Annotated in this window: 22 protein-coding genes; 15 read left to right on the top strand and 7 right to left on the bottom strand. The window is 42.9% G+C overall.

Going from position 1 to position 25,702, the window contains the following annotated elements; all coding sequences use genetic code 11:
* Nucleotides 1–14 precede the first annotated feature (14 nt).
* Nucleotides 15–1,412, top strand: coding sequence for a bifunctional glycosyltransferase family 2 protein/class I SAM-dependent methyltransferase (locus MHH68_RS16360; RefSeq protein ID WP_339164162.1), 1,398 nt, complete (start codon nucleotides 15–17; stop codon nucleotides 1,410–1,412).
* A gap of 13 nt (nucleotides 1,413–1,425) precedes the next feature.
* Here MHH68_RS16360 and MHH68_RS16355 read toward each other — a convergent pair whose 3' ends face one another.
* The 5 genes from MHH68_RS16355 to kduI all read right to left on the bottom strand — a co-directional run bounded on the left by MHH68_RS16355 (nucleotide 1,426) and on the right by kduI (nucleotide 6,850).
* Nucleotides 1,426–2,571: a Ger(x)C family spore germination protein gene (locus MHH68_RS16355; RefSeq protein ID WP_306011307.1), complete on the bottom strand. Its 1,146-nt coding sequence runs from the start codon at nucleotides 2,569–2,571 to the stop codon at nucleotides 1,426–1,428.
* On the bottom strand, nucleotides 2,568–3,668 hold the full coding sequence (locus MHH68_RS16350) for a GerAB/ArcD/ProY family transporter (RefSeq protein WP_339164158.1): 1,101 nt from the start codon (nucleotides 3,666–3,668) through the stop codon (nucleotides 2,568–2,570). The genes MHH68_RS16355 and MHH68_RS16350 overlap by 4 nt, the downstream gene beginning before the upstream one ends.
* A gap of 3 nt (nucleotides 3,669–3,671) precedes the next feature.
* The gene (locus MHH68_RS16345; RefSeq protein ID WP_180309978.1) at nucleotides 3,672–5,138 is read right to left on the bottom strand and encodes a spore germination protein; all 1,467 of its coding nucleotides are present in this window, start codon (nucleotides 5,136–5,138) and stop codon (nucleotides 3,672–3,674) included.
* Nucleotides 5,139–5,244: 106 nt separating this feature from the next.
* Entirely contained in the window at nucleotides 5,245–6,018 is a 774-nt protein-coding gene (gene kduD / locus MHH68_RS16340; RefSeq protein WP_339164152.1) for a 2-dehydro-3-deoxy-D-gluconate 5-dehydrogenase KduD, read from the bottom strand.
* A gap of 4 nt (nucleotides 6,019–6,022) precedes the next feature.
* A complete protein-coding gene (gene kduI, locus MHH68_RS16335) occupies nucleotides 6,023–6,850 on the bottom strand; it encodes a 5-dehydro-4-deoxy-D-glucuronate isomerase (protein WP_058013530.1) in 828 nt (275 codons plus the stop codon).
* 262 nt (nucleotides 6,851–7,112) lie between these two features.
* Here kduI and MHH68_RS16330 point away from each other — a divergent pair, with 262 nt between their 5' ends.
* The 12 genes from MHH68_RS16330 (at nucleotide 7,113) to MHH68_RS16275 (ending at nucleotide 21,357) form a co-directional block, all read left to right on the top strand.
* Nucleotides 7,113–8,123 carry a LacI family DNA-binding transcriptional regulator gene (locus tag MHH68_RS16330; RefSeq protein ID WP_339164150.1) on the top strand — a complete coding sequence of 337 codons (1,011 nt, stop codon included), beginning with the start codon at nucleotides 7,113–7,115 and terminating at the stop codon, nucleotides 8,121–8,123.
* Nucleotides 8,124–8,209: 86 nt separating this feature from the next.
* On the top strand, nucleotides 8,210–9,226 hold the full coding sequence (locus MHH68_RS16325; protein ID WP_339164148.1) for a sugar kinase: 1,017 nt from the start codon (nucleotides 8,210–8,212) through the stop codon (nucleotides 9,224–9,226).
* Nucleotides 9,198–9,797, top strand: a complete 600-nt coding sequence (locus MHH68_RS16320) for a bifunctional 4-hydroxy-2-oxoglutarate aldolase/2-dehydro-3-deoxy-phosphogluconate aldolase (protein ID WP_339164145.1) — start codon at nucleotides 9,198–9,200, stop codon at nucleotides 9,795–9,797. Before MHH68_RS16325 ends, MHH68_RS16320 begins: the two co-directional genes overlap by 29 nt.
* 118 nt (nucleotides 9,798–9,915) lie before the next feature.
* Nucleotides 9,916–10,371 carry a GNAT family N-acetyltransferase gene (locus MHH68_RS16315; protein WP_339164144.1) on the top strand — a complete coding sequence of 152 codons (456 nt, stop codon included), beginning with the start codon at nucleotides 9,916–9,918 and terminating at the stop codon, nucleotides 10,369–10,371.
* A gap of 67 nt (nucleotides 10,372–10,438) precedes the next feature.
* A complete protein-coding gene (locus tag MHH68_RS16310) occupies nucleotides 10,439–11,440 on the top strand; it encodes a sugar-binding protein (RefSeq protein WP_339164142.1) in 1,002 nt (333 codons plus the stop codon).
* The gene (locus tag MHH68_RS16305; protein WP_339164140.1) at nucleotides 11,437–12,879 is read left to right on the top strand and encodes a histidine kinase; all 1,443 of its coding nucleotides are present in this window, start codon (nucleotides 11,437–11,439) and stop codon (nucleotides 12,877–12,879) included. The genes MHH68_RS16310 and MHH68_RS16305 overlap by 4 nt, the downstream gene beginning before the upstream one ends.
* The gene (locus MHH68_RS16300) at nucleotides 12,873–14,291 is read left to right on the top strand and encodes a response regulator (RefSeq protein WP_339164137.1); all 1,419 of its coding nucleotides are present in this window, start codon (nucleotides 12,873–12,875) and stop codon (nucleotides 14,289–14,291) included. The genes MHH68_RS16305 and MHH68_RS16300 overlap by 7 nt, the downstream gene beginning before the upstream one ends.
* 102 nt (nucleotides 14,292–14,393) lie before the next feature.
* Nucleotides 14,394–15,659, top strand: coding sequence for an ABC transporter substrate-binding protein (locus tag MHH68_RS16295; protein ID WP_339164134.1), 1,266 nt, complete (start codon nucleotides 14,394–14,396; stop codon nucleotides 15,657–15,659).
* A 61-nt stretch (nucleotides 15,660–15,720) separates the two neighbouring features.
* Complete coding sequence (locus MHH68_RS16290) at nucleotides 15,721–16,686, top strand: sugar ABC transporter permease (protein WP_058013887.1); 966 nt, start codon at nucleotides 15,721–15,723, stop codon at nucleotides 16,684–16,686.
* Complete coding sequence (locus MHH68_RS16285; RefSeq protein ID WP_339164131.1) at nucleotides 16,683–17,504, top strand: carbohydrate ABC transporter permease; 822 nt, start codon at nucleotides 16,683–16,685, stop codon at nucleotides 17,502–17,504. The genes MHH68_RS16290 and MHH68_RS16285 overlap by 4 nt, the downstream gene beginning before the upstream one ends.
* Before the next feature lie 146 nt (nucleotides 17,505–17,650).
* Nucleotides 17,651–18,601, top strand: coding sequence for a mannose-6-phosphate isomerase, class I (gene manA / locus MHH68_RS16280; RefSeq protein ID WP_058013538.1), 951 nt, complete (start codon nucleotides 17,651–17,653; stop codon nucleotides 18,599–18,601).
* A gap of 125 nt (nucleotides 18,602–18,726) precedes the next feature.
* Complete coding sequence (locus MHH68_RS16275) at nucleotides 18,727–21,357, top strand: glucosaminidase domain-containing protein (RefSeq protein ID WP_339164127.1); 2,631 nt, start codon at nucleotides 18,727–18,729, stop codon at nucleotides 21,355–21,357.
* 17 nt (nucleotides 21,358–21,374) lie between these two features.
* Here the strand turns inward: MHH68_RS16275 and MHH68_RS16270 are convergent, their stop codons facing one another.
* Both MHH68_RS16270 and MHH68_RS16265 read right to left on the bottom strand, forming a co-directional pair.
* Nucleotides 21,375–22,562 (bottom strand): CDP-glycerol glycerophosphotransferase family protein, encoded by a 1,188-nt coding sequence (locus tag MHH68_RS16270; protein ID WP_339164124.1) that lies wholly within the window; start codon nucleotides 22,560–22,562, stop codon nucleotides 21,375–21,377.
* Between the two features lie 11 nt (nucleotides 22,563–22,573).
* The gene (locus tag MHH68_RS16265) at nucleotides 22,574–23,344 is read right to left on the bottom strand and encodes a WecB/TagA/CpsF family glycosyltransferase (protein WP_169055811.1); all 771 of its coding nucleotides are present in this window, start codon (nucleotides 23,342–23,344) and stop codon (nucleotides 22,574–22,576) included.
* Nucleotides 23,345–23,716: 372 nt separating this feature from the next.
* On the opposite strand from MHH68_RS16265, the gene tagD reads away from it, so the two are divergent.
* Entirely contained in the window at nucleotides 23,717–24,106 is a 390-nt protein-coding gene (tagD, locus tag MHH68_RS16260; RefSeq protein ID WP_008343212.1) for a glycerol-3-phosphate cytidylyltransferase, read from the top strand.
* A 97-nt stretch (nucleotides 24,107–24,203) separates the two neighbouring features.
* Nucleotides 24,204–25,670: an alpha-glucosyltransferase N-terminal domain-containing protein gene (locus MHH68_RS16255; protein WP_339164120.1), complete on the top strand. Its 1,467-nt coding sequence runs from the start codon at nucleotides 24,204–24,206 to the stop codon at nucleotides 25,668–25,670.
* Nucleotides 25,671–25,702 lie beyond the last annotated feature (32 nt).

Genomic DNA, 25,702 nt, shown 5'->3' with positions numbered 1-25,702 from the left:
AAGGTGGAAATGAGATGAAAGGGAAAACGAGCATTGTCATCCTGACATACAACGAACTGCATTTAACGAAAAAATGTATCGACAGCATCAAGCAGCACACCCGAAGTGACCAATATGAACTCATCATCGTTGATAATGCGTCAACCGACGGGACAAAGGAATATGTGAGAGAGCTGAACGATGTGATTTTCATAGAAAATGAAGAAAATCGAGGCTTTGCAAAAGGCTGTAATCAAGGAGCAAAAAAAGCGGCAGGAGATAGCATTCTTTTTTTAAATAACGACACGATCGTCACGGAAAATTGGCTTTCTCCATTAAGAGAGGCGTTATTTGCATCAGAACGCATTGGGATGGTAGGACCAGTCTCCAACTATGTGAGCGGTCCTCAAATGGTCGAGCCAGCGTATACAGATGTGAAGGAACTGCCAGCCTTTGCGAAGAATTATACGGCTGCGAAAAAAGGTCAGAGAACTTATGTACATCGGCTTGTGGGATTTTGTCTGCTTGTGAAAAAAGAGCTCATTGAAGAGGTGGGGTTATTTGATGAGCGGTTCGTGTATGGATCATTTGAGGATGACGACCTTTGTTTGAGATCGTTGCTGAAGGGATATCAGCTTCAAATCGTTCACGATTCATTTGTGCATCATCATGGTCATGCAACTTTTCGAGCGAATCAAGAAACGAACATCTCTACATTGTTTGCAGAGAACAGGCTGCGGTTTTTAGATAAATGGGGCATCGACCTCAATCTGATGACCCCTCATCCATACTTTGCGGCTCTGCTGCCTGAAGATGCTGCCTGTGTACTGGATGTGGGATGCGGCGCAGGGGCAACAGGGCTTGAACTAATGAACCGGCAGACTGTTGACATGTACGGCGTAGACGCTGATCCATTAAAAGCAGCCATCGCAAAGGCATATTACAAAGAAGTCATTGAGGCAAAAGCAGATGAGTACCCGTGGTTAGAGAAAGAGGCCTTTTTTGATGCGGTCATTTTTTCGGATGTTTTAGAGCATGTGTCAGATCCTTGGCACATGATTGAACAAGCGCACGCATCTTTAAAGCCAGGCGGTGTGATCATTTGCTGTCTGCCAAACATGATGCATGCGGAGGTGCTTCTCCCGTTAATGACCGGTGATTTTACGTATCAAGATGTAGGAATTTTAGACCGAGGTCACCTGAGGTTCTTCACACCAAACACCATGCGTGCGCTTTTCCCAGATCATTTGTTTGAACGGGTGATCGAGAAGAGGATCAATGTTCCGATTGATCAAAACGTCGAATTGTTTTTTGATGAGGTGGCAAGAGTAGGAGCGTCACTTGGCTTTCAAACAAAAGCGTTGACTGATCAAGTGACCTTGTATCAGCTTCTCATCGTCGTACGTAAAAAAGGCGGCTCCCCTTCGGGATAACCGCCTTTTTGCTTTACCATTTAAAGCTTTTTGTTGCACCTTCTGCCCCAAAGTTCAAAATACTGACTTTGACTTCATATTCGATATCCGCTTCTTGAAAGAGCGCATCCCATTCGTCTCGATGCTTTTCCCAATAGTCAGGGTATTTAATACGAAACTGCCGGCTTAAAAATATGGGATCAACGCCCACCTCTTTTTGTACATGATGAACCGCTTTTTGAATTCTTTGTTTAATTTTATTTGCAAAAAGACGCTCAAATCTTTGGATGTACTGTTCATCGTATGAATTTTCTGGAGGATACTGATCTTCAGAAAGCTTTCCGTTTGTGTTGACAATGATTTTAAAGGAAATATGCCCATCTTTCAGAGAAGGTTCAATCTTAGTTTTGGATTTCTTAATTTCGTATGTGATCGGAAAGCCTTTGTAGGTGGCAGGTACAACGCCGCCTGAAATTCGGTCCATCACCCAATTTAAAGATTGAACATCCTTTGCAGGGATGAAACCGATCAGCTTTCGGTTTTTTCCGTGAATGATTCCTGCCCCATCATAGATAAGTTCGCCGTCTATCGCATCTACACTTTGGACAAGGAAGCTAACGCCCATCTGGAAGTAATCAGATGCCCGGCCAATACGGGTTGGCAGCAAAATCTTTCCGTTAAAGTTTCGGTTTTTGGATGTTTCAAAGATATGTTCAACTGGAACCTTTTGCTGTGATTTCAATTTTTGATTGATCACTTTTGATGCATCATCACGTGATACGAGGAGGTAGCTGCTTCGCCGAACTTCATCATCTCGAATAAAATGATTGAGCGTTCCTTGAATATCGTGATGCTCCGCCTGATTTTTGCCGAAGAGGAAGATTTTTAGATGATCACTATAGATTGGCGGATCCTTTAAGGAGACATTACTGACAGCCTCCAGTACATTTTTCCCCTTCGAGACGACGTTTACATAGCCAGGAGAATCAGCCTCTTGTGTCCCGCCCATCTTCGGTACTAGGTTTTGGTAAGTGAGCTTAACTCCTTTCTGATCCTCCTCATCAATTCCAACGCCGCGCACAAATGATAATTTTTCAATATCCTTTAAGTCCCAGCATCCTGCTGATAGAAGGAAAAGAAAGCAGGACAAAAAGATATACAGTACACGTCTTCCTCTCATGCAGAACGACCTCCCCATTTTTTGCGTATCATCAGCAGAATGGCTGTAATAAAAGGAATGGCTAAAACGGCGAACAACGCATAGCCGAGTAAAGTAGAGTAGTAAAAGACTTCATTGATATTTCTCGGAAATAAAGAGAGCGCAGAGGTAATCAAAAACAGCAGCCATAGCAGTCTCGTTACATTGGTCGTCTTAAAGACTGTGTGGCACCCTTTAATGGCAAATTGGAAAAAGCCAAGCATGCAAATAAACTGCTGGCACGTCCAGATCGTCAGTAAAAAAATATCAAATCGTTCAATGAAGACCCCTTCAAGTTCTAGTGCTTGAATGAGTGAGACAGTGGGCCAGGTGAGGGATTTCGTTTCTCCAACGGTCATGGAACCAATCACAATAAAGAGCGTGAGAGAATAGATAAGAGAAGTCATTCCAACCCCGATCGCAGCAGCCCACTTTGCTTTCGACCATTTGTCTTTATAAATGAGCGGTACAACAAACAAAATGACCTCAAAGCCTGTAAATTGAATAAATGTTTGAGAGAACAAATTACTGAAATCTTTAAACCCGTGCGCCATCACTGGGCGTAAGTAATCAAAGTCGAATATTTTCAAACTAAACAGCATGAGCCCAATATAAATAATCATCGTCATCGGATATATGTATGTCACCATTTTGACTATTGGAAAAATACCACTTTTCAAATGATAGATCGCCACGAGAAGAAAAATCATCACAATCACTGCCATGGGAGTCGATTCCAGCAGGAAAAATTGGACGACTTCCCCGAGAACACGCGCTTCAAAGCCGACGATGCCTAGTAAATAGACAATCAGTATTAAATTGAAGAATGTGCCAAAGATTGCACCGGCTCCTTTTCTATTTGATTCAAAAATGGTATCCGGCGCATTTTTTTCAGCAATCCATCCTAACAAAAAAGCAACGAAAGCAAAGATGACTCCCTGTAGTAATACAATGATCCAGCCATCAGGGAATCCTGAATTGGCAGAACTGCGAGGAATGGTTAAAATTCCAGCGCCTATCATTGTAGAGCTGCACAGAATGGTGACTTGTAACAATGATAGCTTCTCAGCTCTGTACATCGGTTAATCTCCTTGTCTTTTGAGATTTTTTATTTTTGCTGTTTTCGGTCTCGATTTAAATAGCCCAATTGGTAAACGTACGTACGTATCTTTTAAATCTGAAAACGGTGAAGACAAAACAGGTGTGAAATAGTCAAAACCAAAGGTCTTTAATTGCATCAGGTGACAAAGCACAAATAAATAACACATGATTAAGCCATATAACCCAAGCATCGCTGAACTGAAAATGGCCATAAACCGCAAGATGCGCAGCGGGAAACTAAAGTCATAGGACGGTGCCGTAAAGTCAGCTAGTGCCGTCAGCGACACAATAATCACCATTAAGGCACTGACGATATTGGCTTGGACAGCCGCCTGACCAATGATGACGCCGCCAATGAGCCCAATTGTCTGCCCGATGGCTCTAGGAAGCCGAAGTCCAGCCTCCCGCAGCAGCTCTATCGTAAAAGACATGAGAATCGCCTCAACAACAGGAGGGAACGGAACATTCTGCCGACTGCCTGCGATGGTGAGTGCCATTCGTGTGGGTAATAAGCCTGGGTGATAAGAGACAAGTGCAATGTAAAGTCCGGGTAAAAAAATTGTGAGCAAAACAGCGATATAACGGAGTAAACGTAAAAGAGTCGCGCTAGTCCATCTCTGATAATAATCTTCAGGTGATTGCATCAAGGCTGTAAAGGTCATCGGTAAAATGAGCGCAAAAGGAGTGCCATCGAGTAAAATCGATACTTTCCCTTCAAGCACAGAAGCAATCACCCGGTCTGGACGTTCTGTATTTTGAATCTGCGGAAAAATGGAGATGTGACTGTCCTCAATCAGCTGTTCAATATAGCCGGTTTCAGGGATGTCATCCATTTTGATTTCGGCCATGCGTGCTAAAACATCTTCTACTAATTTGGGATCAACAATATCACGAACGTACACAAGGGCTGCGGACTTTTTATTGCGAGTACCTACATTCACCTTTTGAATGACAAGGTTTGGGTCGTTTGCCCGCTCACGGATTAAAGCCGTGTTTTTTTCAAGATTTTCAATAAAACCGATCCGAGGCCCTCTTACAAGGACTTCCGATTGCGGCTCTTCTACTTCTCTAAATTGAAAAAGGTTCGTTTGGAGTGCAAGTGCTTGAGCCGCGCCATCTACAAATAAAATAGCCCTGCCGCTATATAACTGCTCGATGGCAAGGTTCATATCCTCCAGCACGTCATTTTGGATGCCAAAGAACGTTTTAGACAGGGCTGGAAGCGTACTAGAATCAACTTCGGTGATATCCAGCTCCTTTTGCATAGGTGAAATGATTTGTTTGGAAAGCATCTCAAATTCTGTGAGTCCTTCAATGTACATGAGACATGCAGAGATAGCAGAAGGGCCAAATGAAAATGAGTGGAACACGATATCATCACTTTTCCCGGCAAAGCTTTTGACGCGCTTGATGACGGACGCTATATCTTGTTCAATACGACTTTTCATAATACCTCACCCTCATGTCATGTTTTTTATAGAGTGACTCGGATGGTGGAGAATTATGCAAATAGAAAAAAGAGAATTCCTGCAAATAGGAATTCTCTCGTCTGTTTTATCTCGCAAGCCAGCCGCCATCAACAGCTAAAATATGACCGTTCATATAATCAGAGGCTGGTGAGCTAAGGAAAACAGCAGCACCGGCTAGATCCTCAGGCTTTCCCCAGCGACCGGCAGGGATTCGTTTGAGAATCTCATCATTTCGATTCTCATCGTCCCGAATGGCTTGCGTGTTATTGGTCGCAATGTAACCAGGAGCGATCGCATTCACTTGTATTTGCTGGTTCGCCCATTCGTTTGCAAATGCCTTCGTCAGCCCTGCGACTGCGTGTTTACTTGCTGTATAAGCGGGGACAAAGACGCCGCCTTGAAATGATAGAAGGGAGGCAATATTAACAATTTTCCCTTGACCAGTTTTCAGCATCTGCCGCCCAACCCTTTGGGTGAGGAAAAAGAGACTATTGATATTCACATCCATGACCGTATGCCAGTCTTCCTCTGAATAATGAGCAGCCTGCTCTCTTTTAATGGTGCCAGCATTATTGATTAAGATATCGATCGTATGCTTTTGTAACATGGCATCGACAGCCTGTTTTGCAGTTTGAGGGTCGGAAAAATCAATCTGAACCGCATGAAACGAGCGGCCCGCCTGTTCGACGAGCGCTTTCGTTTCCTCTAGCGGTGTGTGGTGGTATGTGCCGATAATATCTGCGCCTGACCTGGCAAGCGCCACAGCAATGCCCTGCCCAATGCCGGTTCCAGGACCTGTCACAAGGGCTGTTTTGCCTTCAAGAGAAAAGAGGGACGTTACATAGGATGCTGTCGTCATCACATTACCTCAGCTGGTCCATTGGGACAAAGTCCATATCTTTGAACGTATAGTTCTCGCCCGCCATCGCCCAAATAAATGAATAATTCGCTGTACCCGAACCTGAATGAATGGACCAGGCAGGAGAAATAACCGCTTCCTCATTGGCCACAACGAGATGTCTTGTTTCAGATGGCTCCCCCATAAAATGAAAGACACGAGCATCTTCTTCGATATCAAGATATAAGTACACTTCCATACGCCGATCATGAATATGAGCGGGCATCGTATTCCACGTGTTATTGGTTTCCAGTTGAGTGATTCCCATCATGAGCTGACAGCTTTGAATACCGTTTGCGTGGATGACTTGATACAAGTTTCGTACGTTTGAAGCAGACGCTTCCCCTAAGTGATTCGGTGTTAATTCAGCGATGGCAGCTTTTTGCGTAGGGTACGCTTTGTGAGCGGTGGCTGATACAAGATAGAACTTTGCTTCTTCGCCTGATGAACTAGCAAACTGTACATCTTCGTGTCCAAGCCCAATATATAAGAAATCTTTGTGCTCCAGTACAAAGGCTTCACCATTGACAGTGACCGTTCCTTGACCGCCGACATTTACAATGCCGATCTCGCGTCTTTCAAGGAAATACTCCGTACGTAGAAAGTCGCCGGCATCTAATTTGAGCGGTTCTGCAGACGGCATGACCCCGCCAATCACCACACGGTCCTCATGCGAATAGTAGAGCTTCAATTCACCGCTGACGAATAGTGTAGGAATATGAAAATGACGACGAAGTTCCTCTGTTGTAAAACGCTTGACCTGCTCAGGATGTACAGCATAACGATTTTCCATTTGAAATAAGCCTCCCTTTCCATCTGAAACAAAATGTAGGTATTTTATTTGGTATCGGTTTCAAGGAAAATTTTAGAGGAAAAAGAGAGTATCGTCAACCGTTATTTTGAAATCGCTTTCTTTTTGTTTATTTAAATGCTTATTTGCCATCTTCAAACAAAAAAATCTTCTGGAATACAAGAAATTATGATATGCTCTTTTTAAGTTATTTGAAATCGGTTTCGAAACAAATGAGAAGACATTGATTGTGGGAGTTTTTTGAATGAAAGAGAAAAAGCAAACGAAAGTGACCATCAACGAAGTGGCCGATTATGCAGGTGTTTCAAAATCAACTGTATCCAGATATATCAATGGCAGAACAAATGAAATTTCTATTGAAAAGGTCAAAAAAATTAAAAAAGCCATTGAAGAACTGCATTATCGTCCGAGTCAGCTCGCTCAAGGATTGAAAGTAAGAAAAAGCAAGGTCATTGGGTTTATTGTAGCCGACATTACAAATCCATTCTCTGTTGCCACACTTCGCGGAGTCGAAGAAATTTGTGATGAATATGGATACAGCATTATGGTATGCAATACAGATAACCGGCCAGAAAAAGAACGCGAAATGCTCCTCAAGCTGAATGCGCATTATATTGAAGGGCTCATCATCAATACGACAGGCCAGAACAATGACATTCTGCAGGATTTTAAGAAAAACGGTGTGCCGATTGTCCTTGTTGACCGGAAATTACCTGAACTAAAAGTCGATACAGTGACAACGAATAACCGTGATATCACAATCCAGTTGCTTCAACAAATGTATGAGAGAGGCTATGAGCACATCGCCTTCTTTACTGAGCCGGTCGATGGGATCAGTCCTCGTGAAGAACGAAAAGAAGCATATGAACAGACAGCCATGAGTAAACATAAGAAGCCGCTCATTGTAGAAATTGATTTGAAACAAAAGGAACAACTGCGAGAAGAACTTGTCCATTTTGTCCAATCAAACCAGCAGAAAAAAGCGATTTTAGCAGCCAATGGATTACTTATGCTGAAGCTGATTAGTGAGCTTGTAGACCTCGGATTAAAGATTCCAGGAGATATAGGCATTGCAGGTTTTGATGATACAGAATGGTATAAGCTGATTGGGCCTGGAATCACAACGGTTGCCCAGCCATCTCATGAAATGGGGAAAGCCGCCATGCAAAAAATCAAGACTCGGCTTGAAGGGGATGAAAGTGCGCCCCAAACCATTCAGCTTGATGGAGAAATCATCGCAAGAAAATCCTTATAAACAACAGACAGAGAAGAGTATACATACGTGCATGCTCTCTCTTTTTCAACTAATTTGAAACCGGTACCATGAAAGGGGAGAAATGAGTGAAAGCATTGAATGCGGTCACATTTGGGGAATCAATGGCGATGTTTTACGCAAAAGAAGTCGGGGAGCTTCATCAAGTGCATACATTTCAAAAGGCGCTTGCTGGTGCCGAAAGTAACGTGGCAGTCGGTTTAGCGAGGCTAGGTTTTGATGTGGGATGGATGAGTAAAGTAGGAGCAGATTCACTTGGCACATTTATTTTAGAAGAGCTTCAAAAAGAAGGAGTCGATACAAGTGCAGTGATTCGTTCAAATGATGGGGCTCAAACAGGGATCTTACTTAAATCCAAAGTGATAGATGGAGATCCTGATGTCACGTATTATCGGAAAGGCTCTGCTGCGAGCACGATGAGTCCAAGCGACTTTCCCGTGAATTATTTCAAGCAGGCAGGACATCTCCATATGACAGGTATTCCACCTGCGTTATCTAATGAAATGAGAGCGTTCTCTTTTCATGCTCTTCAAAAGATGAAAGAGGCAGGCAAAACCATTTCATTTGATCCAAACCTTCGGCTGCAGCTATGGGAAGAGGAAGAAGATATGATCCATACAGTAAATCAGATAGCTTTTCAAGTGGATTGGTTTTTTCCGGGGCTTGCAGAAGGGCAAAGGCTCACAGGCTGTTACGAGCCGGAAGAGATTGCAGATGTTTATTTGCAAAAAGGCGTCAAGCTTGTGGTCATTAAGCTCGGTGCAGAAGGTGCCTTTTATAAAAGTGCAGCCAGTCAGGGGATTGTGAGCGGCTTTTATGTGCCCAATGTCGTGGATACAGTCGGTGCCGGTGATGGATTTGCCGTGGGGGTCATTAGTGGTTTATTGGACGGTTTATCATATGAAAAATCTGTGACAAGAGGCAATGCTGTAGGGGCTCTTGCGGTGATGTCTCCAGGCGATAAGGACGGTCTGCCTACTCGGGAAGAGCTTCAGGCTTTTATGAAGGGAGCCAAACGATATCAAAGACGGGAATATATGAAGGGGGACGAAGGATATGGGAAAGTCAGCAAGTTTGAGCGTTAAAGAGCGTCTTGCGGCTTGTAAGCTGATCGCAGTGGTGAGAGCGGGGAGCGAAGCAGAAGGGATTGAGATCATTGAGCGTTTAAAGAAAAAAGGCGTTCGAGCCATTGAAGTGACGTATACCACGCCCAATGCGGAACGCATCATTGCATCTTTTCAGCATGAGCAAGATCTAATTGTAGGAGCAGGCACAATCACCACTCTTCAGCAGGCGCAGTCAGCCATTGGCGCAGGCTCACAATTTATTGTCAGTCCAGGATATCTTCCTGTCATTGGAGAGCATCTCTCGTTTCACGACACACTCTATGTACCAGGTGTCCTCACCCCAAGTGAAATCATGCAGGCAAAAGCAGCTGGATACTGCTTGCTCAAGCTTTTTCCAAGTGGCTCCTTCGGTTTATCCTATATGAAAAACTTACAAGGCCCATTTCCAGACATTGAATTTATTCCAACGGGAGGTATTCATCCAACCGATGTGCCAAACTGGCTGAAAGCAGGCGCAGTGGCAGTAGGGATCGGAAGTCAGCTTGAAAGCAGTACGGCAGAAGAATTACAAGCGGTTCTTTCTTCATAAATAGGTGCTATCAAATGAACAACTGGCAGATGAATGCTGGTTGTTTGTTCGTTTATCTGACATAACAGCTGGTGAATACTGACTCTTCACGTACAATGATCGTGAAGGAGTGATAGATGTGTACATTCAACAAGATACACTCACGGATGGACAAATAGAACAGCTGATTACCGCTCATATAGAAGAAATGAAAGAGCATTCCCCGCCAGAAAGCATTCATGCCCTTCCGTTAGCTGATTTGAAAAAGCAAGATGTCACAGTGTGGAGTGTACGGGATGGAGAGGAGCTTCTTGGCTGCGGAGCGTTAAAGGAGCTGTCAAAAGAGCACGGTGAAATCAAATCCATGAGAACCGCGGCTCTCCATCTGCGAAAAGGTGTAGCGAGGTATATGCTGAACCATCTTCTCCAAGAGGCAAAAAGGCGCGGTTATTCACGTGTCAGCTTAGAAACAGGTGCGATGTCTTTCTTTGAGCCAGCAAGAAAACTATATGAGAGTGTTGGGTTTTATATTTGTCCGCCTTTCGGTTCATATCAAGAAGATCCAAACAGTTTATTTATGACAAAGGAATTATAGAGGTCGAGAGAGTATGCTTATAAGCAGCTCTTTTTTTATGCGCAATTTTTGAAAGGGGGAGGATGTGGTGAAAGTATCAAAGTGGATCGGGGTGGGCACCTTTCTCACTTTTTGTGTCGTATCTGTCATTTTTTTAACATCATTAGGTCAAGATTTATTTAAAATTGAAAACGCTTCCGAAAAAGCGTCATCAACCTATCAATATCACTTTGTCCTTGTACCGGAGGAACTTGATAATGAATATTGGCAGCTGGTCCAAAAGGGAGCTGCTGATGCGGCAGCCGCTCATCGCGTGTATTTAGAATATTTGGGTCCGAAGCAAGCCGATATAGATGATCATTTGAAAACCATTGATATGGCAATCGCAGGGCATGTTGATGGCATTATGACACAGGGACTTGATGCGAAAAAATACAAACCGCTTTTTCAGAAGGCGAGGGAAAAGGGCATTGATGTTGTCACCGTTGATACAGATGCAGAGGGGAGCATGCGTCAAGTGTATGTAGGCACGGACAATTATTATTCAGGCTTTATCGCAGGACAGGCACTCATCGCAGATACAAAAGGCGAACAGTACGTAGGAATTGTCACAGGCAGGCTTGATGCCGTTCATCAAAAGCAGCGCGTCAAAGGATTTCGAGATGCCGTCGCCGCTGAAAAACGCATTCATATTGTTGGAATAGAAGAATCAGCCATTACAAAATCAGGGGCCTCCGGTGCCGCGTATAAACTATTAAACGATCATGCAAAGCTCACTGCATTTTACGGCACGAGTGCATTAGATGGTGCAGGTATCATTCAAGCAACAGCGCAATATCGATCGTCCACAGATGTCTATGTACTCGCATTTGATACATTGCCAGATACGATTCAGGCGCTCGATGATGGAAAGATTGATGCAGTCGTTGTTCAGCATCCTTATGAAATGGGCTATCAAGCAGTAGAATCGCTTGTGCGCTTGCAGAAAGGTGAAAAAGAAGAGCCGCTTCAGTACACAGGAACGAGTGTGATTCGGCAAGAGGATCTGCCGCTACAGCAAACAGACAGAAGGCAGGGGGTGCAGCCGTGAAAAGGATTCGAAGCAAGTTGTTACTGGCATTTTTAACCCTTGTATTTCTTGGAAACGTGGCCGCTTTTTTCGTCTATTGGAGCAGCTCGAATATCGTATCGGAATATAGCAGAAGCTTTCGTTCTTTTCTCCTGCTTAATGATATATCGACAGAGGCAAAAACGATGTATGAAAAGGTCAATGCGTATGCGATTGAAAAGGATCAGCAGTTTGCCAAAGAATACCTAGCTTCAAAACAAAAAATGAAATCCTACGACCAGACATTGCGAAAAGATGCCGGGCTTCATGCGGCAGTTCCTTCTATTGAAAAATATCAATATATGATACGGACGCTCATCAATGAGAGTGATGCGACCATGACACATGTAAAAGAAGGAAAAATCAAAGAATATGCAGCAAGTGTGAAGGAAGTAAGAACCGTCTCCTCCTACATACAAGAGCAAACAATGACCTTGCTTGATGATGAATTGTCTGAGTATCAAGTACTCTATCAATCTCTGCAAAAAAGACACCAAACCTATGCGCTCTTTACCCTATGTTTGTTTACACTGTCCATTGGAGTCGCATTATGGATGGCGTATATGATTGCTGGCGGGATTTCAAGACCGATCGTCCATCTCTCTCGAAGCGTAAAGGAAGTATCAGAAGGAAACTTTGATGGAGCGGACTTGCATGTCACCTCAAAGGATGAAATTTCTGTATTAAATGAGGCCTTCCAGCGAATGCGTCAAGAGATGAAAATGATGATTGAAGAGATGAAACAAAAGGCAGCTTTAGATCAAAAAATCAAAGATATGAAGCTGAAAACGCTCCAAAACCAAATGAACCCACATTTTTTATTTAATACCTTAAACATCGTCTCACGCATGGCTTACTTAGAATCAGCGGATGCCACATCAAGGTTGATCCAATCTGTTTCCACTCTCATGCGTTATTCGCTGTCAGCTCTCAGTGCATCCGTTACGCTCGAACAAGAAGTAAAAGTGGTCAAAGAATATTTTCATATACAAGAAACAAGATTTGCCGATCGTATTACATGCAAAACGACCATAGATGAATCGTGTTTATCTGTACGTATCCCAAGTCTCACCTTACAGCCACTTGTTGAAAATGCCTTTATTCATGGCGTCGAACCAAAAGAGGAAGATGGACTTGTCGAGCTCTCGATCTATCAAGAAGGCGGCTATGTGATGATTCGGATTCGGGACAATGGGATGGGAATCAATGAACAAGAGAAAAGAAGATTGCTATCAGAAAAAGAAGAGGAAGATCCAAACATGTTGAGTAAAGGGCATTCAACAGGAATCGGTCTTCGAAATGTGATGTCAAGGCTGCGTTTGTTTTATGGGGTACAAGATGCCCTTCAAATTGACTCAAATCCAAACGAAGGCACCACTATTCAATTGGTTATTCCAATGAAGGAGGGACCGGCATGCTGAACGTGCTGATTGTAGATGATGAAAAGATAGAACGGCTAGCGATGCGGAAGTTCATGACCGATTGGCTTCCAGAGTGTCATATAGCAGGAGAAGCTGAAAATGGAAAAAAGGCGGTTGAATTCGTGCGGACTGAGCCCGTTCATCTTGTGCTCATGGATATTCAGATGCCTGGAATGGATGGATTGACAGCGATCAAGCAAATCAAAGCGATCAGTCCTCATACAAAATTTATTATGCTGACAGCCTACGATACGTTCGATTATGCCAAGCAAGCGATGCAGGAAGGAGTGAAACAATATCTCGTCAAACCGGCTGACAAAGATGAAACCATCGCCGCCATTCGAACGGTTGCGTCAGAGATTCAGCAGGAGGCGTCTCAGCGGCAGGCGCTGGCGGCCGGTCAGCAGTCAAAGTGGCTTGAAGCTCATGTCATAAACGGACAATCCTATACTTCCACGGAGTTTCGACAACTGTTTCATGAATTCGAAGCAGGTCTTGTCATCGCTGTGCAGCGGACAATCGGGAATCAGTTGTTGATTCATTTACAGACATCTCCCCTTTTTCATACGGTGCCGATTCAGGTGAGTGGTGAGCTGTTTACATGTCTCATTTATCGTCACCAAGCGCCTGGTCAGTTAAAGGCAGATGTCTTGCAGGCGATTCGAAATGCCACAACCAACGATCAGCCTTCACCTGTCGTTGGCATGGGACACCCGGTCTCAAATCCGCTTTATCTTCAGAAAAGTGCAGCAGAGGCGAAGCTTTCCTATTATCAGCGGAAAAAGAGTTCTGGCGTTGTTCGTTATGGCTTTTACCAAACAGAAGAACAGTCCCATCCATTGATCCATCTGCCTGAGCTTGCAGACGATATGATGCAGGCAATGGAAGAAGGGAGAAGAGAGGAGGCGCTCGCTTTATTCGATGCTTTTGAACTAGAGGGGGCGACCCTGTCTCAACTAAAAGAGCTGCTGATCTTATTTAAATCACGACTCCGAACAGACTGGCCTATATTAACGATCAACACGGCAGCAGAATGCCGCCAGTGCTGTGAATATTTATTTGACGTGTACGAAGCAAGAAACCAGACTGTGAATGATATTGAGCGGGCAAAGCGCTACATCAAAACGCATTTTTGTGAACAGATCACGCTGGAACAGACTGCGGCCTATGTTGATTTAAGTCCGACCTATTTCACAAAAAGGTTTAAAGACGAGACAGGGCTGACATTTAAAGAGTATGTGACTGCCTGCCGGCTGGATAAAATCAAAAGGCTTCTCAAAGACAGCTCGCTTAGTTTAAAAGAAATTACCTATCAGGCAGGATATACAGACCCTAATTATGTCAGCCGTGTGTTTAAGAAGATGGTCGGCTGTTCACCGAAGGAATATCGAAAACAGACCGTAAAAAAATGAAGAATTTCATAAAAAAGTGAAGAAGTTTGCCTAAAAAAAAGCAAGGATCTGCCATTATACTTATTATGATAACGCTTACAAAATAGGGATGGGGGATCAATCATGAAGGTTAAATTAGGCTTTACGCTGTTAGTTCTCTGTATGCTTATCGTCACTGCCTGTAGTTCATCGACGAGCTCAGATGCAAAAAAAGAGGGCGGAGCAGAGAAGCTCGACATTTTTTCTTGGTGGACTGGAGCAGGTGAGGAGGACGGACTGAAAGCACTCATTCAATTGTTTGAAGAGAAAAATAAAGATATTCCAATTGAAAATGCAGCTGTCGCAGGTGGTGCTGGTACAAATGCAAAGGCTGTTCTGACTAGCCGGATGCAAGGAAATGACCCGCCAGCTACATTCCAAGTACATGGCGGAGCGGAGCTGAATGAGAGCTGGGTCGCAGCAGGTAAAATGGAGCCGCTGGATGATCTATATGAAAAGGAAGGCTGGAAAGACAAATTTCCGGAATCACTCATCGACCTTGTCAGCAAAGATGGGAAAATCTATTCAGTACCAGTGAATATTCACAGAGGCAATGTGCTTTGGTATAACAAGAAGGTATTTGATGATGCAGGTTTAGAGCCACCAACGACCTTTGATGAATTTTTCAAGACAGCAGATGCTTTAAAGAAAAAAGGCATTACACCTCTTGCGCTTGGGGATAAAGAGCCTTGGGCAGCAACACATTTGTTTGAGAGTGTACTGCTCGGCGTTTTAGGCGCTGATGGATATCAAAAACTTTGGGCTGGAGACATGAAAATGGATGACGCAAAAGTGAAGGAAGCGGCAGACATCTTTGGACGTATGCTTGAATATGTCAATGATGACCACAGCTCACGTAACTGGCAGGATGCCTCGCAGCTCGTAGCAAAAGGGGAAGCTGCAATGAACGTCATGGGCGACTGGGCGAAGGGGTACTTTGTGAATGATCTGGATCTGAAGGTGAATAAAGACTTTGGATACGTGGCGACTCCTGAAACAGAGGGAAGCTTTATGGTGATCACCGATACATTTGGACTGCCAAAGGGCGTGAAACAGCCAGAAAACGTGAAGAAATTCTTATCTGTCTTAGGATCTGTGGAAGGACAGGATGCATTTAACCCGCTGAAGGGATCGATTCCGGCACGTGTGGATGCAGATATGTCTAAATATGATGAATACGGAAAATCGGCGATGAAGGCATTTAAAGACTCAAAGCTGGCGCCGTCTCTCGCGCATGGTTCAGCTGCTGAAGAAGGGTTTGTGACAAAAGCGAATCAAGCCGTCAATATCTTCGTCACACAAAAAGACAGCAGCCAGTTTGTTTCATCTTTAAAAGATTCAATGAAATAAAGACGAGGAGGCGGCGACTAAGCACCGCCTCTTTTTTAAAAAGGAGTGTAGCTTCATGCGCATGGATACATCGCCGATCACAAAAGCATCAACACCCAAAGTCAAACGTGTTCGGAAAAAATGGAGTGGGGATCAGCTGCTTGCGCTTCTATTTTTAGCCCCGTCGGCTGTGTTATTATTCATCTTTGTTTACGGCTTTATTGGTTGGACAGGGTATGTGTCATTATCAAATTGGACCTCGCTTGTTCCTGATTTCTCTTTCGCAGGGCTTCAAAACTATATGATGCTGTTTCAAGATTTCCGCTTTCAGTCAGATCTTCGGAACACGGTCTTTTTTACTCTATTCTTTATTGGAGCCGTTATTGCCTCTGGGCTTGCACTTGCGATTTTACTAGATCAAAAGATCAAGGGTGAATCTCTATTTCGGAATTTATTTTTCTTTCCAATGGCCCTTTCCTTCGTTGTGACAGGGGTCGTCTGGCAATGGATTTTAAACCCGTCCACTGGGGTGAATCTGTTTTTAAAGACGCTTGGTATCCAGCCTAAGTGGTACACGGATACGAATATTTTAGCTGGATTTGTCTGGGGGAAAATTGAGTTTGGTGTCCCTGCGGCAATCATTGCAGTCGTAATTGCAGCTGTTTGGCAGATGACTGGATTTTCTCTAGCGATGTATTTGGCGGGTTTGAGAGGCATTCCAGAGGAAGTAAGAGAGGCTGCTAGAATGGATGGCGCAACCGAATGGCAGATTTACCGGAAGATTATTTTTCCTTTATTAAAACCGATAACTGCAAGTGTCATTATCATCATGGCTCATATTTCATTAAAGATTTTCGATTTGATTTACTCGATGACAGGACCGGGTGCAAACTTTGTCACAGATGTTCCGGGCGTGTACATGTTTGAAATGACCTTTAGAGGAAACCATTATGCGGGCGGTGCCGCTATCGCGATTGTGATGCTGATCTCAGTTGCGGTCTTTATTGTGCCATATCTCCTGTCGAGCCGGAAGGGGGCGTCATCATGACAGCTAGATGGTTTGTCCGTCCAGTTCTTTATGCTTTATTGATTTTGTGCAGTCTCTTTTTTCTCATGCCAGTTTATGTCATGCTTGTCACAAGTTTGAAGCCATTAGGTGAAGTAACCCTTGAGAAAATGTGGGCACTGCCGTCAACACTTGATTTTTCAAGCTATCAAATCGCATTTGAAAAGCTAGCGCCCAATTTAATGAATTCTCTTTATCTAGTCATTCCGGCTACCTCATTGTCTGCTGTCTTAGGGGCGATGAATGGCTATGTCCTATCAAAATGGCGTTTCAAAGGATCAGAAGTAGTCTTTACTCTAATGCTGTTTGGGATGTTTATTCCATATCAAAGTATCCTCATCCCACTGATTCAATTTTTGCGTGAAGTCGGATTATACAATTCGATTCCAGGTTTGGTACTAGTCCATGTCGTATATGGACTTCCAATCACAACACTCATGTTTCGAAACTTCTATGTGAGCATTCCTGATGAAATGATTGAATCGGCAAAAATGGACGGCGCAGGGTTTATCGGGATTTTCAGACATATGATTCTTCCGCTTTCGATCACAGGATTTGTGGTGGTCGCGATTTGGCAGTTCACAAATGTGTGGAATGAGTTCTTATTTGCAGTCACGATGACCACTGCAGAGCATCAGCCGGTGATGGTTGCCTTGCAAAATCTATCAGGCAGTCAAATTGTGCAATGGAACGTCCAAATGGCAGGGGCAATATTGGCCGCACTGCCGACACTTTTGGTCTATATACTGCTCGGAAAATACTTTGTCAAAGGGCTTCTCGCAGGCTCTGTCAAAGGATGAAATCTTTTCGTGTTATCGTTTTCATTTGGTGTACTGAAAGGATTGACTTCTCTTTAGATAGCGTCATAATAAAAGTTGAGACTTGCTAGTTTTCATCAAGCCTTATAAGGATTATCAAAGGGTAGCAAAGGGAGGAGTCATCCTGAATGAAGCAGTCACCAATTTTTTTACTGCCTGAATTGAAGGAGAGAATATGGGGAGGTACAGCCTTAAGAGATCAATTTGGCTATGATATTCCTTCTGATCAAACGGGAGAATGCTGGGCAATTTCTGCTCATCCAAACGGACCAAGTGTCGTGCAAGACGGTCCATATAAAGGGAAAACGCTGATCGAACTATGGGACAATCACAGAGAATTGTTCGGGGGAATAGAAGGCGATCGATTCCCGCTGTTAACTAAAATTTTAGATGCAAACCAGGACTTGTCCGTTCAAGTTCATCCAGATGATGATTACGCGGAAAGACATGAAAATGGCGAGCTTGGAAAAACAGAGTGCTGGTATATCATTGACTGCAAAGAAGGAGCAGAAATGATCTATGGGCACAGCGCAAGAACAAGAACTGAGCTTGTGACCATGATGAACAGTGGAGATTGGGAAGGACTTTTGCGTCGTGTGAAGATTAAGCCTGGTGATTTTTATTATGTGCCAAGCGGTACCATTCATGCGCTTTGCGAAGGAACGCTTGTCCTCGAAACGCAGCAAAGCTCAGATACCACCTATCGGGTATATGATTATGAACGAAAAGATCAGAATGGCCATGAACGTGAACTTCATTTTGCGCAAGCCATTGATGTCACAACGGTCCCCCATGTAGATGGTTATGCAGATGAATCAGTTGAAACACGCCGTGGGCTGACCATTCGAACTTTTGTTGAAGCAGAGTATTTCTCAGTGTATAAATGGGAAATTGATCAAGCAGTAGAGCTTTCGCAAGATTATCCGTTTTTGCTGTGCAGTGTAATTAGCGGGGAAGGGGCTCTAACGCATGATGGGCATACATATCCACTGCCTAAAGGAGCTCATTTTATCCTGCCGGCTGAAACAGGGAACTTCTCAATTGAAGGAACTTGTGAACTGATTGTATCGCATATATAAAGGAAAAGAGGACTTCGAAGGGGTCCTCTATTTTTCTATTGCATAAATGACTTGAAAGAGTACTTGTTTTTGTCGATAAAGAGATTAGTAGACGATTATGCAAAGTTAAGAGAGGGACAGTGAACGTGAAAAAAACCATCAAGATTATGTTACTCGCAGCTGCCTTTGGTATGACAGTACAGGCGGGCAATGAAGCGCAAGCAGCCTCCTATGTCGATCAATCCATTTATACGATGAACACCTCAAAAGTATTTACAACAGAGTCAGAAGTGAAAAAAGCAGTGGAAACATTGAAGAAGGACAAAAAGTGGACAGCCACTTATCAAACCTCAGGAAACACGTCGACCTATCAGCTCACTGCCTCAGGATATGAGTCACAAGCAGCAGCGAGTGCAAGTGCAGCTGCATTAAAAAAAGAGACGGGCATGAGCGGTACGGTGTCTCCAGTAGGTGACCGCCTTCCATTACAAAAGGTCGTATCTGACCCCGTCAATGATGAAGCTCAGGCGAAAAAGCTCTCACTCGAGCTAACGAAAACCTCAGGACTCAATAGCACCTATGAAGTGATCAATCAAAGCAGACCTTCCTATCAGGTCATTTCAGGAACCATTGATTCTGAAACGAAAGTCAAAAATATTCAAACCGAATTACAAAAGCAGGCCGGTGTCACTAGTACATACCAAACTGAAAACAAAGCAGGCACTGTGTATCAGCTGATTTCAGGCGGTATCGTTGGGCAAAGTAAGGCGAATACGATCTTGCAAGGCTTTCAAAAAGAGTCTGGTTTAAAAGCGGTGCTTCAAACGGTGACAGCAGGCAAGCCATATTACATCGTCACATCAGCTGCACAAGCGAACCAGTCAAAAGCACAGACGCTTCTTACCCAGCTTCAAAGAGAAGCAAAGATCAGCGGGAAGATTCAAAAGACAGGCGCTTTAAAAAATGTTTATCGCTTGGAATCAGGCTATTTCAAAGACAACAAACAGGCATCCTCAGCTGCGGCCCAGATTAAGAAACAAACCGGCGCTACAGGGACTGTACAGCGAGTGGGAAAAACAAAAAATTATATCGTGAAGCTCAATCAACTGAACGATACAGCATACGGAAAAACGGTGGCCTTTTTCAAGAAAAAGAAATGGCGCTACACATCGCAAAAGATCTCTTCTACTCAGCCATATCAAGTAGTGACTGGAAACCTTTTAGGAGATGACCAAGCGAAAAAAGCAGCAGCTTTCTTCCAAAGGAAAAAGGTATCAGCAACAACGAAAAAAACAGGTAAAGCATCTGACAGCACGTATCGACTTGTCGTCAATCAATCGGCGGAGCAAGCCAAAATCAATAAAGGTGCCGCATATTTAAAAACGCAGAAGGTGACAAGCAGCATTACAACTGGTAAGGGCCAAGCTGTCAGCAAAACGTATAGTCTCAAGACAACACCTGTATATGAGCAAAATAAAGTCAAGCAGGCTCAAGAGATTATCAAGAAAAATGGCGTTGCCAGCAGTACAAAAACGTTGACTGAAGCGGTTAAACAATACCGGATCACAACAGAGCCGACGGTGAATCAGACAAAACTGAATCAAGCGTTAAGTTATTTAACGAAACAAAAAATGAAAGCAGCTGCTCAAAAAACAGGTGCAGCTGATTATGGTCAATATCAGATCAAAACAGGTGCCATCTCAACAACTGCATTGCGCGATCAAGGTATGGCATTTTTCAAAAAACGGAATGAACCAGCAGCCTACCAAACAACAACGAAACCAACCTACAAAATCAACATTACGCAGCAATTCACAGGGTTACCAACTGTAAATGCAGCCATTGCTTTTGTGAAAAGTCAATATGGCTGGACAGCTACAGCCGTAAAAATCAAAAATGGCCCAATGGTCATGCAAACGAACTACAACCTTACTGTCAATGAGATGGTCAACAAACAAATGAAGGTATCACCACAGACAGATGGTGCGGCTTATGTCTATGCACCATATGTAGACCAAGCAACATCAACAGTGAATACGGACGGTTTAAATGTCCGTTCGACACCAGATTCGAGCTCTGCAAGCAACATCGTGGCGCAGCTGAACAAAGGAGCAAAAGTGAAACAGCTTGGGAAAGAAGGAAACTGGATCAAGATCAGCCTTGGCTGGAGAAATGCAAGTGCAGCAGAGGTGCAAAAATATGTAGACCCAGCTAATATTGCAGAAGGCACGCAATCTTATTTTCAATTCCTGAAACTCTCTGAAGCTGCGAATCTCAATCCTGCAGAAGTCAATTCAAAGATTCTAGCAGGCAAAGGGATTCTTGCAGGTAAAGGACAAGCATTCATTACGGCAGCGAAAACGTATCATATCAACGAAATTTATCTCATTTCTCACGCGCTGCTTGAAACAGGTAACGGAGGTTCCATTTTAGCGAATGGGACGATGTTTAATGGAAAGAAAGTATATAACATGTATGGCATTGGCGCATACGACAGCAATCCGAACTATCTTGGTGCAAAGTATGCGTATGAACAGCAATGGTTCACGCCAGAGGCTGCCATTATTGGCGGAGCAAAATTCATTGGCAACAGCTATATCAATCATGCCACATACAAACAAGATACAATTTATAAAATGCGCTGGTCTAGTGCAGCGACTCATCAATATGCAACAGATATAGGCTGGGCTTATAAGCAAGTCACTCGTATGTATAGTTTGTATAACCTGCTTGATGACTATACTCTGTATTACGATATCCCGGTGTATAACAAATAAAAAAACGTCCGTGCTTCCTATTGAGAAGCCGGACGTTTTTTGTGTAAGAGCTGTTGTTCAATAAAGGATAAGAGCTGCTCACTGGACCTTCCCTTTGAATATTGATTCCATTCCTCGGCGAAGGTTTTGATTTGGTCTTGATTATCTGATTCGGTTAGTTGAAGCAGCTCCATCAAGAGCATGTCTTGAGTGATACAAGCTTTCCCAGGAATGATGTCCTCATATCGATCGACTAAACCGCGCTTCTTGCGATAAGTGTCTAAGTCATAAGTGAAGAACAAAACAGGCTTTTCAAGCAGTGCATATTCAAACACGATCGACGAGTAATCTGTGATCAGTACATCGCATGCGCAAAGCAATGGATAAAGCGGCTGATCGGATACATCAAATATCCATTCATCGTCTGTTTCCGCCTTCGCTAAATGTTTGACCGCCGGATGAAGCTTGACGAGCAGAATATAATCACCGTTTAGCTCTGTTTGCAATTGTTCTTTTGAAAAAGGCAGGACAAGACCGTCCATTGCAAAGTCTCGATAGGTCGGTGCATAAAGCAGGATCTTTTTCCCTTTAGGAAAATCATTCGGCTTCAAGGAAGGCTGATGCTGTTCATAGTACACATCCGTCATCGGTACACCTGTTGGTAAAAAACGTTCATCATTCACCCCAAAGGAAGATTTAAAAATCTCGCGCATATGATCTGAGCCTGTAACGATATAATCGAAAGACGCATAGACTCGTTTGAACCGTTTAATATCACGAGGACTTCGTTCCGAATTTGAAGCATCTTCAAGCCCGAACTTTTTCAACGCCCCATTGGCATGCCATACTTGAATACAGGTGGTAGAAGGACGTTTTCTGAGTACACTTGTCATAAGAAAGTAATTATCTGTCACGACAACCTTGCTTTTAAACATCGTATAAATACATCGAATAAGATGGAGAGGATTTTTTTCATGAAAATAGCGAAATGACAGATGAGACTCGTCCTTTTCTATCGCAGAAGCATGCTTCGTATAGAGGACAGTAAACTTCATCGTCATGTTCGCCTGTTGTTGATAAGCATCAATAAGAGCAGCTGTATTCTCTTGAAATGAAACAAGCAGCGTCACCTGGTTTTCTCGTGGTTTCACGCCGCTCATCAGCCATCCAATGAAAGAAATGAAAGCTGCATAGCATGAAATGATCATTGAGCGTATATTCATCATTGGTCAGTCTCTCACAGCTGTTTCGTCTGATCCTTTGCTTGCTCAGGATAGTAACGTTTTTTCCCTTTGTTTTCTTTCAATACGGCAAAAGCGTATTTAGGAATATTCAGCATTCGTTTCCATCTCCATGGATTCACAACAAGTCTGTACAGCCATTCTGTATTTGTTTTAATCATCCATCGTGGTGCGCGCTTCACCGTTCCGCTAAATACATCAAAGCTTCCGCCTAAACCGATGCAAACAGCCTGCGGGAATAAATGACGGTATTCATAAATAAAGTTCTCTTGATTTGGATAACCTAAAGCAACGAACACCATATCTGCTTTCGAGCGAGCGATTTGTTTTGCTACGAAACGTTTATCTGCTTGATAACCGTCACAGCTGCCTGCGATGACCACATTTGGATATTCCGTATCAATTCGCTGTTTAACAGCCTCAAGCACTTCTTTTTTCGCCCCATATAAAAAGATACTTTTAGACTGCTTGTTTGCTAGATCAAGCATAGACATGAAGACATCAAAGCCAGCAATTCTTGACTTCAGCGGACTTTGTGTCAAACGTGACATCAAGACGACGCCAACACCATCCGGCAGAACATAATCCGCAGAAGAAACAACTTGATGATATGCATGATCCTTCATAACAGCATAGCCAATCTCTGGATTGACAGTCGCAATCATTGCGCCTCTTCTTTGAGAAATATGATGGTGATTCATATAGCTAATAAATTCATCTAGGTCGCCGTTTACATAAGAAAGGTTAGAGACCACTTCTGTTTGCATTGTTTAGACCTCCTTTTTTATCTTGTTATCTATGAACGTTAATTAGTAAATTCGTTTTTCGTCTACACATCATTTTATCACAGATGCTCCATGAAATATTAACAATAACTTTACAAACCTTTAAATTTCATGACATTTTCATCAATTCATAAGGATGCTGCTGCGAGAAACATTGATTCTTCGGACTTTCCCTTCTTCACCCAATAAATTGGAAATAGTTTGTCTTTACATCTGCTTAACGTTTGATAGGCGCTGTGATATAATGAGGTTCCGAAGAGCGAAAAAATACGAACGATGATCATAGGATTACGGATAAACATTACTGCATGAAAGCAGTTGAATAAGGAATGAAGAAAGGAGTTCATGTTTGCAATGAAGAAAGTTATTACTTACGGTACATTTGATTTATTACACTGGGGGCACATTAAGCTGCTCGAACGTGCAAAGCAGCTTGGAGATTACTTAGTGGTGGCCATATCGACAGATGAGTTTAATTTGCAAAAATCAAAAAAGGCTTATCACAGCTACGAGCATCGAAAGCTGATTCTTGAAACGATTCGTTATGTAGACGAAGTCATTCCAGAAAACAGCTGGGATCAAAAAGTCCGTGACGTGCAAGAGCACGATATTGATGTGTTTGTCATGGGAGATGACTGGGAAGGTAAATTCGATTTCTTGAAAGAGCATTGCGAAGTCGTGTACTTGAAAAGAACAGAAGGCATCTCGACAACACAAATTAAGGAAGAAATTGCTGGACTTTAATAGATCGAAAAAAAGTACTTCTTATCTTTTGGTGAGAAGTACTTTTTCATGTAAAATACAATGAGCAAGTTATCATTATTTTTAAGGAGAGCTTCCTTTGTTTCAAAATTGGATGAAGAAAAAAGTTGAACACACATTGGATCAACCTGAACAACATGAAACAATGACATCAGTTGACATGCCTGATATGGATTACTACTTTATCATGGGTGATGTACCAAAACAGGATGAGCCCTTAACAAAGTCTTTAAAAGCGAGATTAAAGCCATTGGCTGACAAACATAAACGTAATGCCATTTTAACTTTGAATTATGATGCAAATGTGAAAGAACATATTCATAGCTTGGAGGAGACCTTTCTTCACCAAGTTGACATCTTGAATGTATTTGAGCACTATATTCTACCGGAAAGTGGAAGTAAAAGGCGTTACTCGGAATTTATCATTGGTACATCTTTTCAATCGATCAATGAAGCAGTGATGCCAGCAGAAGAATCAACAGTGCAGGTGACGAGATATGAACTGCCATCTTCCCCTATTTGTTTTATTGATCAATATAATAAAGAGCAGCAATTAGTAAAGAGGGAAGAGTACAATTGGCAGGGCGTTTTGTGCAGAGTACAAAGCTTTGTTCCTCATACAGGTGCTCTATACTTGGAAGAACTAATCAATGACGATGGCAATATCTATATGGAGATCATCTACCCTGGAGATACAAAAAAGAATCCAGTCCGGCATATTAATTGGTATAAAAAAACAGGAATTCAAACTTTTACAAAGAAGACGGATATAAAGCAACTATGGTTATCTAGTATTCAAACACAAAATGACCGTTTGAAACTGATGATTACAGAAGACCGGGATCAAGACCGTCACCTGTTTAAAGTCGAACAGCCCGAAACAACGTATTATGCTGCATTTGTACATGACGCACATTATGAAGAAGATCCGCATCAACTTTATTCTCATTACGGAGAATTATTTAAACAAATAAGAAAACAGCAAGTGGATGCCGTCTTCTTTGGAGATACTAAGCATAAGTTAGATGTTGAGAAGGTATTGGGAGAACAAGCCTATTTTTATCTTGTGCCTTCTGATGAAATGTCTCTTTGGAATACAGCGCTTCATCAAATGCTCGAAAACCGTGAGCGTAAAGATGAACTGAGAAGGATCGTGGACCGCATGAAATGGGTTTTGCGTGATCTAAGCGCTGAACATCATGTTCTTCATCTTCAGCTTGAGCTGAGGGACGAAATGAGTCATGCGGATCATGTGCAAATTGATTTCGCAGGATATGATCGAGTAAATGGAGCTGAAATCATATCTCAAACAATCGATGAAAACCATCAAGTCAGCTTCCCAATTGGCCATTTTCAAACAAAGAAAAACATTGAAACGAATCAAACAAAATACGTTGATTTTTACATTCGTTTTAAAACAGAAGAACTTCAGGAAGTTTTGCAGCGTCTAGAAGTAGAGGAAGAGCTGCTCACCAATAAACCGTCGTCAATCGATGGATGGTCGTATCAAACGAAACAAGGAAACTATTCTTGGAAAGTAAAATAATGTGACAACACAACGGTAAGATTTCTGAACAG

Source organism: Bacillus sp. FSL K6-2841, assembly GCF_037976435.1.
Lineage (GTDB): Bacteria > Bacillota > Bacilli > Bacillales > Bacillaceae > Bacillus > Bacillus pumilus.
Note: the sequence above shows the minus strand (reverse complement) of the source record. Positions and strands in the feature narration are given on the sequence as shown.

Coding starts and splice junctions, on each gene's coding strand:
- MHH68_RS16285 (WP_339164131.1), top strand. CDS start 16,683: ATGACAGCTAGATGGTTTGTCCGTCCAGTTCTTTATGCTTTATTGATT.
- kduI (WP_058013530.1), bottom strand. CDS start 6,850: ATGGAAAATCGTTATGCTGTACATCCTGAGCAGGTCAAGCGTTTTACA.
- kduD (WP_339164152.1), bottom strand. CDS start 6,018: ATGACGACAGCATCCTATGTAACGTCCCTCTTTTCTCTTGAAGGCAAA.
- MHH68_RS16345 (WP_180309978.1), bottom strand. CDS start 5,138: ATGAAAAGTCGTATTGAACAAGATATAGCGTCCGTCATCAAGCGCGTC.
- MHH68_RS16360 (WP_339164162.1), top strand. CDS start 15: ATGAAAGGGAAAACGAGCATTGTCATCCTGACATACAACGAACTGCAT.
- MHH68_RS16295 (WP_339164134.1), top strand. CDS start 14,394: ATGAAGGTTAAATTAGGCTTTACGCTGTTAGTTCTCTGTATGCTTATC.
- MHH68_RS16320 (WP_339164145.1), top strand. CDS start 9,198: ATGGGAAAGTCAGCAAGTTTGAGCGTTAAAGAGCGTCTTGCGGCTTGT.
- MHH68_RS16265 (WP_169055811.1), bottom strand. CDS start 23,344: ATGCAAACAGAAGTGGTCTCTAACCTTTCTTATGTAAACGGCGACCTA.
- MHH68_RS16355 (WP_306011307.1), bottom strand. CDS start 2,571: ATGAGAGGAAGACGTGTACTGTATATCTTTTTGTCCTGCTTTCTTTTC.
- MHH68_RS16270 (WP_339164124.1), bottom strand. CDS start 22,562: ATGATGAATATACGCTCAATGATCATTTCATGCTATGCAGCTTTCATT.
- tagD (WP_008343212.1), top strand. CDS start 23,717: ATGAAGAAAGTTATTACTTACGGTACATTTGATTTATTACACTGGGGG.
- MHH68_RS16290 (WP_058013887.1), top strand. CDS start 15,721: ATGGATACATCGCCGATCACAAAAGCATCAACACCCAAAGTCAAACGT.
- MHH68_RS16300 (WP_339164137.1), top strand. CDS start 12,873: ATGCTGAACGTGCTGATTGTAGATGATGAAAAGATAGAACGGCTAGCG.
- manA (WP_058013538.1), top strand. CDS start 17,651: ATGAAGCAGTCACCAATTTTTTTACTGCCTGAATTGAAGGAGAGAATA.
- MHH68_RS16350 (WP_339164158.1), bottom strand. CDS start 3,668: ATGTACAGAGCTGAGAAGCTATCATTGTTACAAGTCACCATTCTGTGC.
- MHH68_RS16330 (WP_339164150.1), top strand. CDS start 7,113: ATGAAAGAGAAAAAGCAAACGAAAGTGACCATCAACGAAGTGGCCGAT.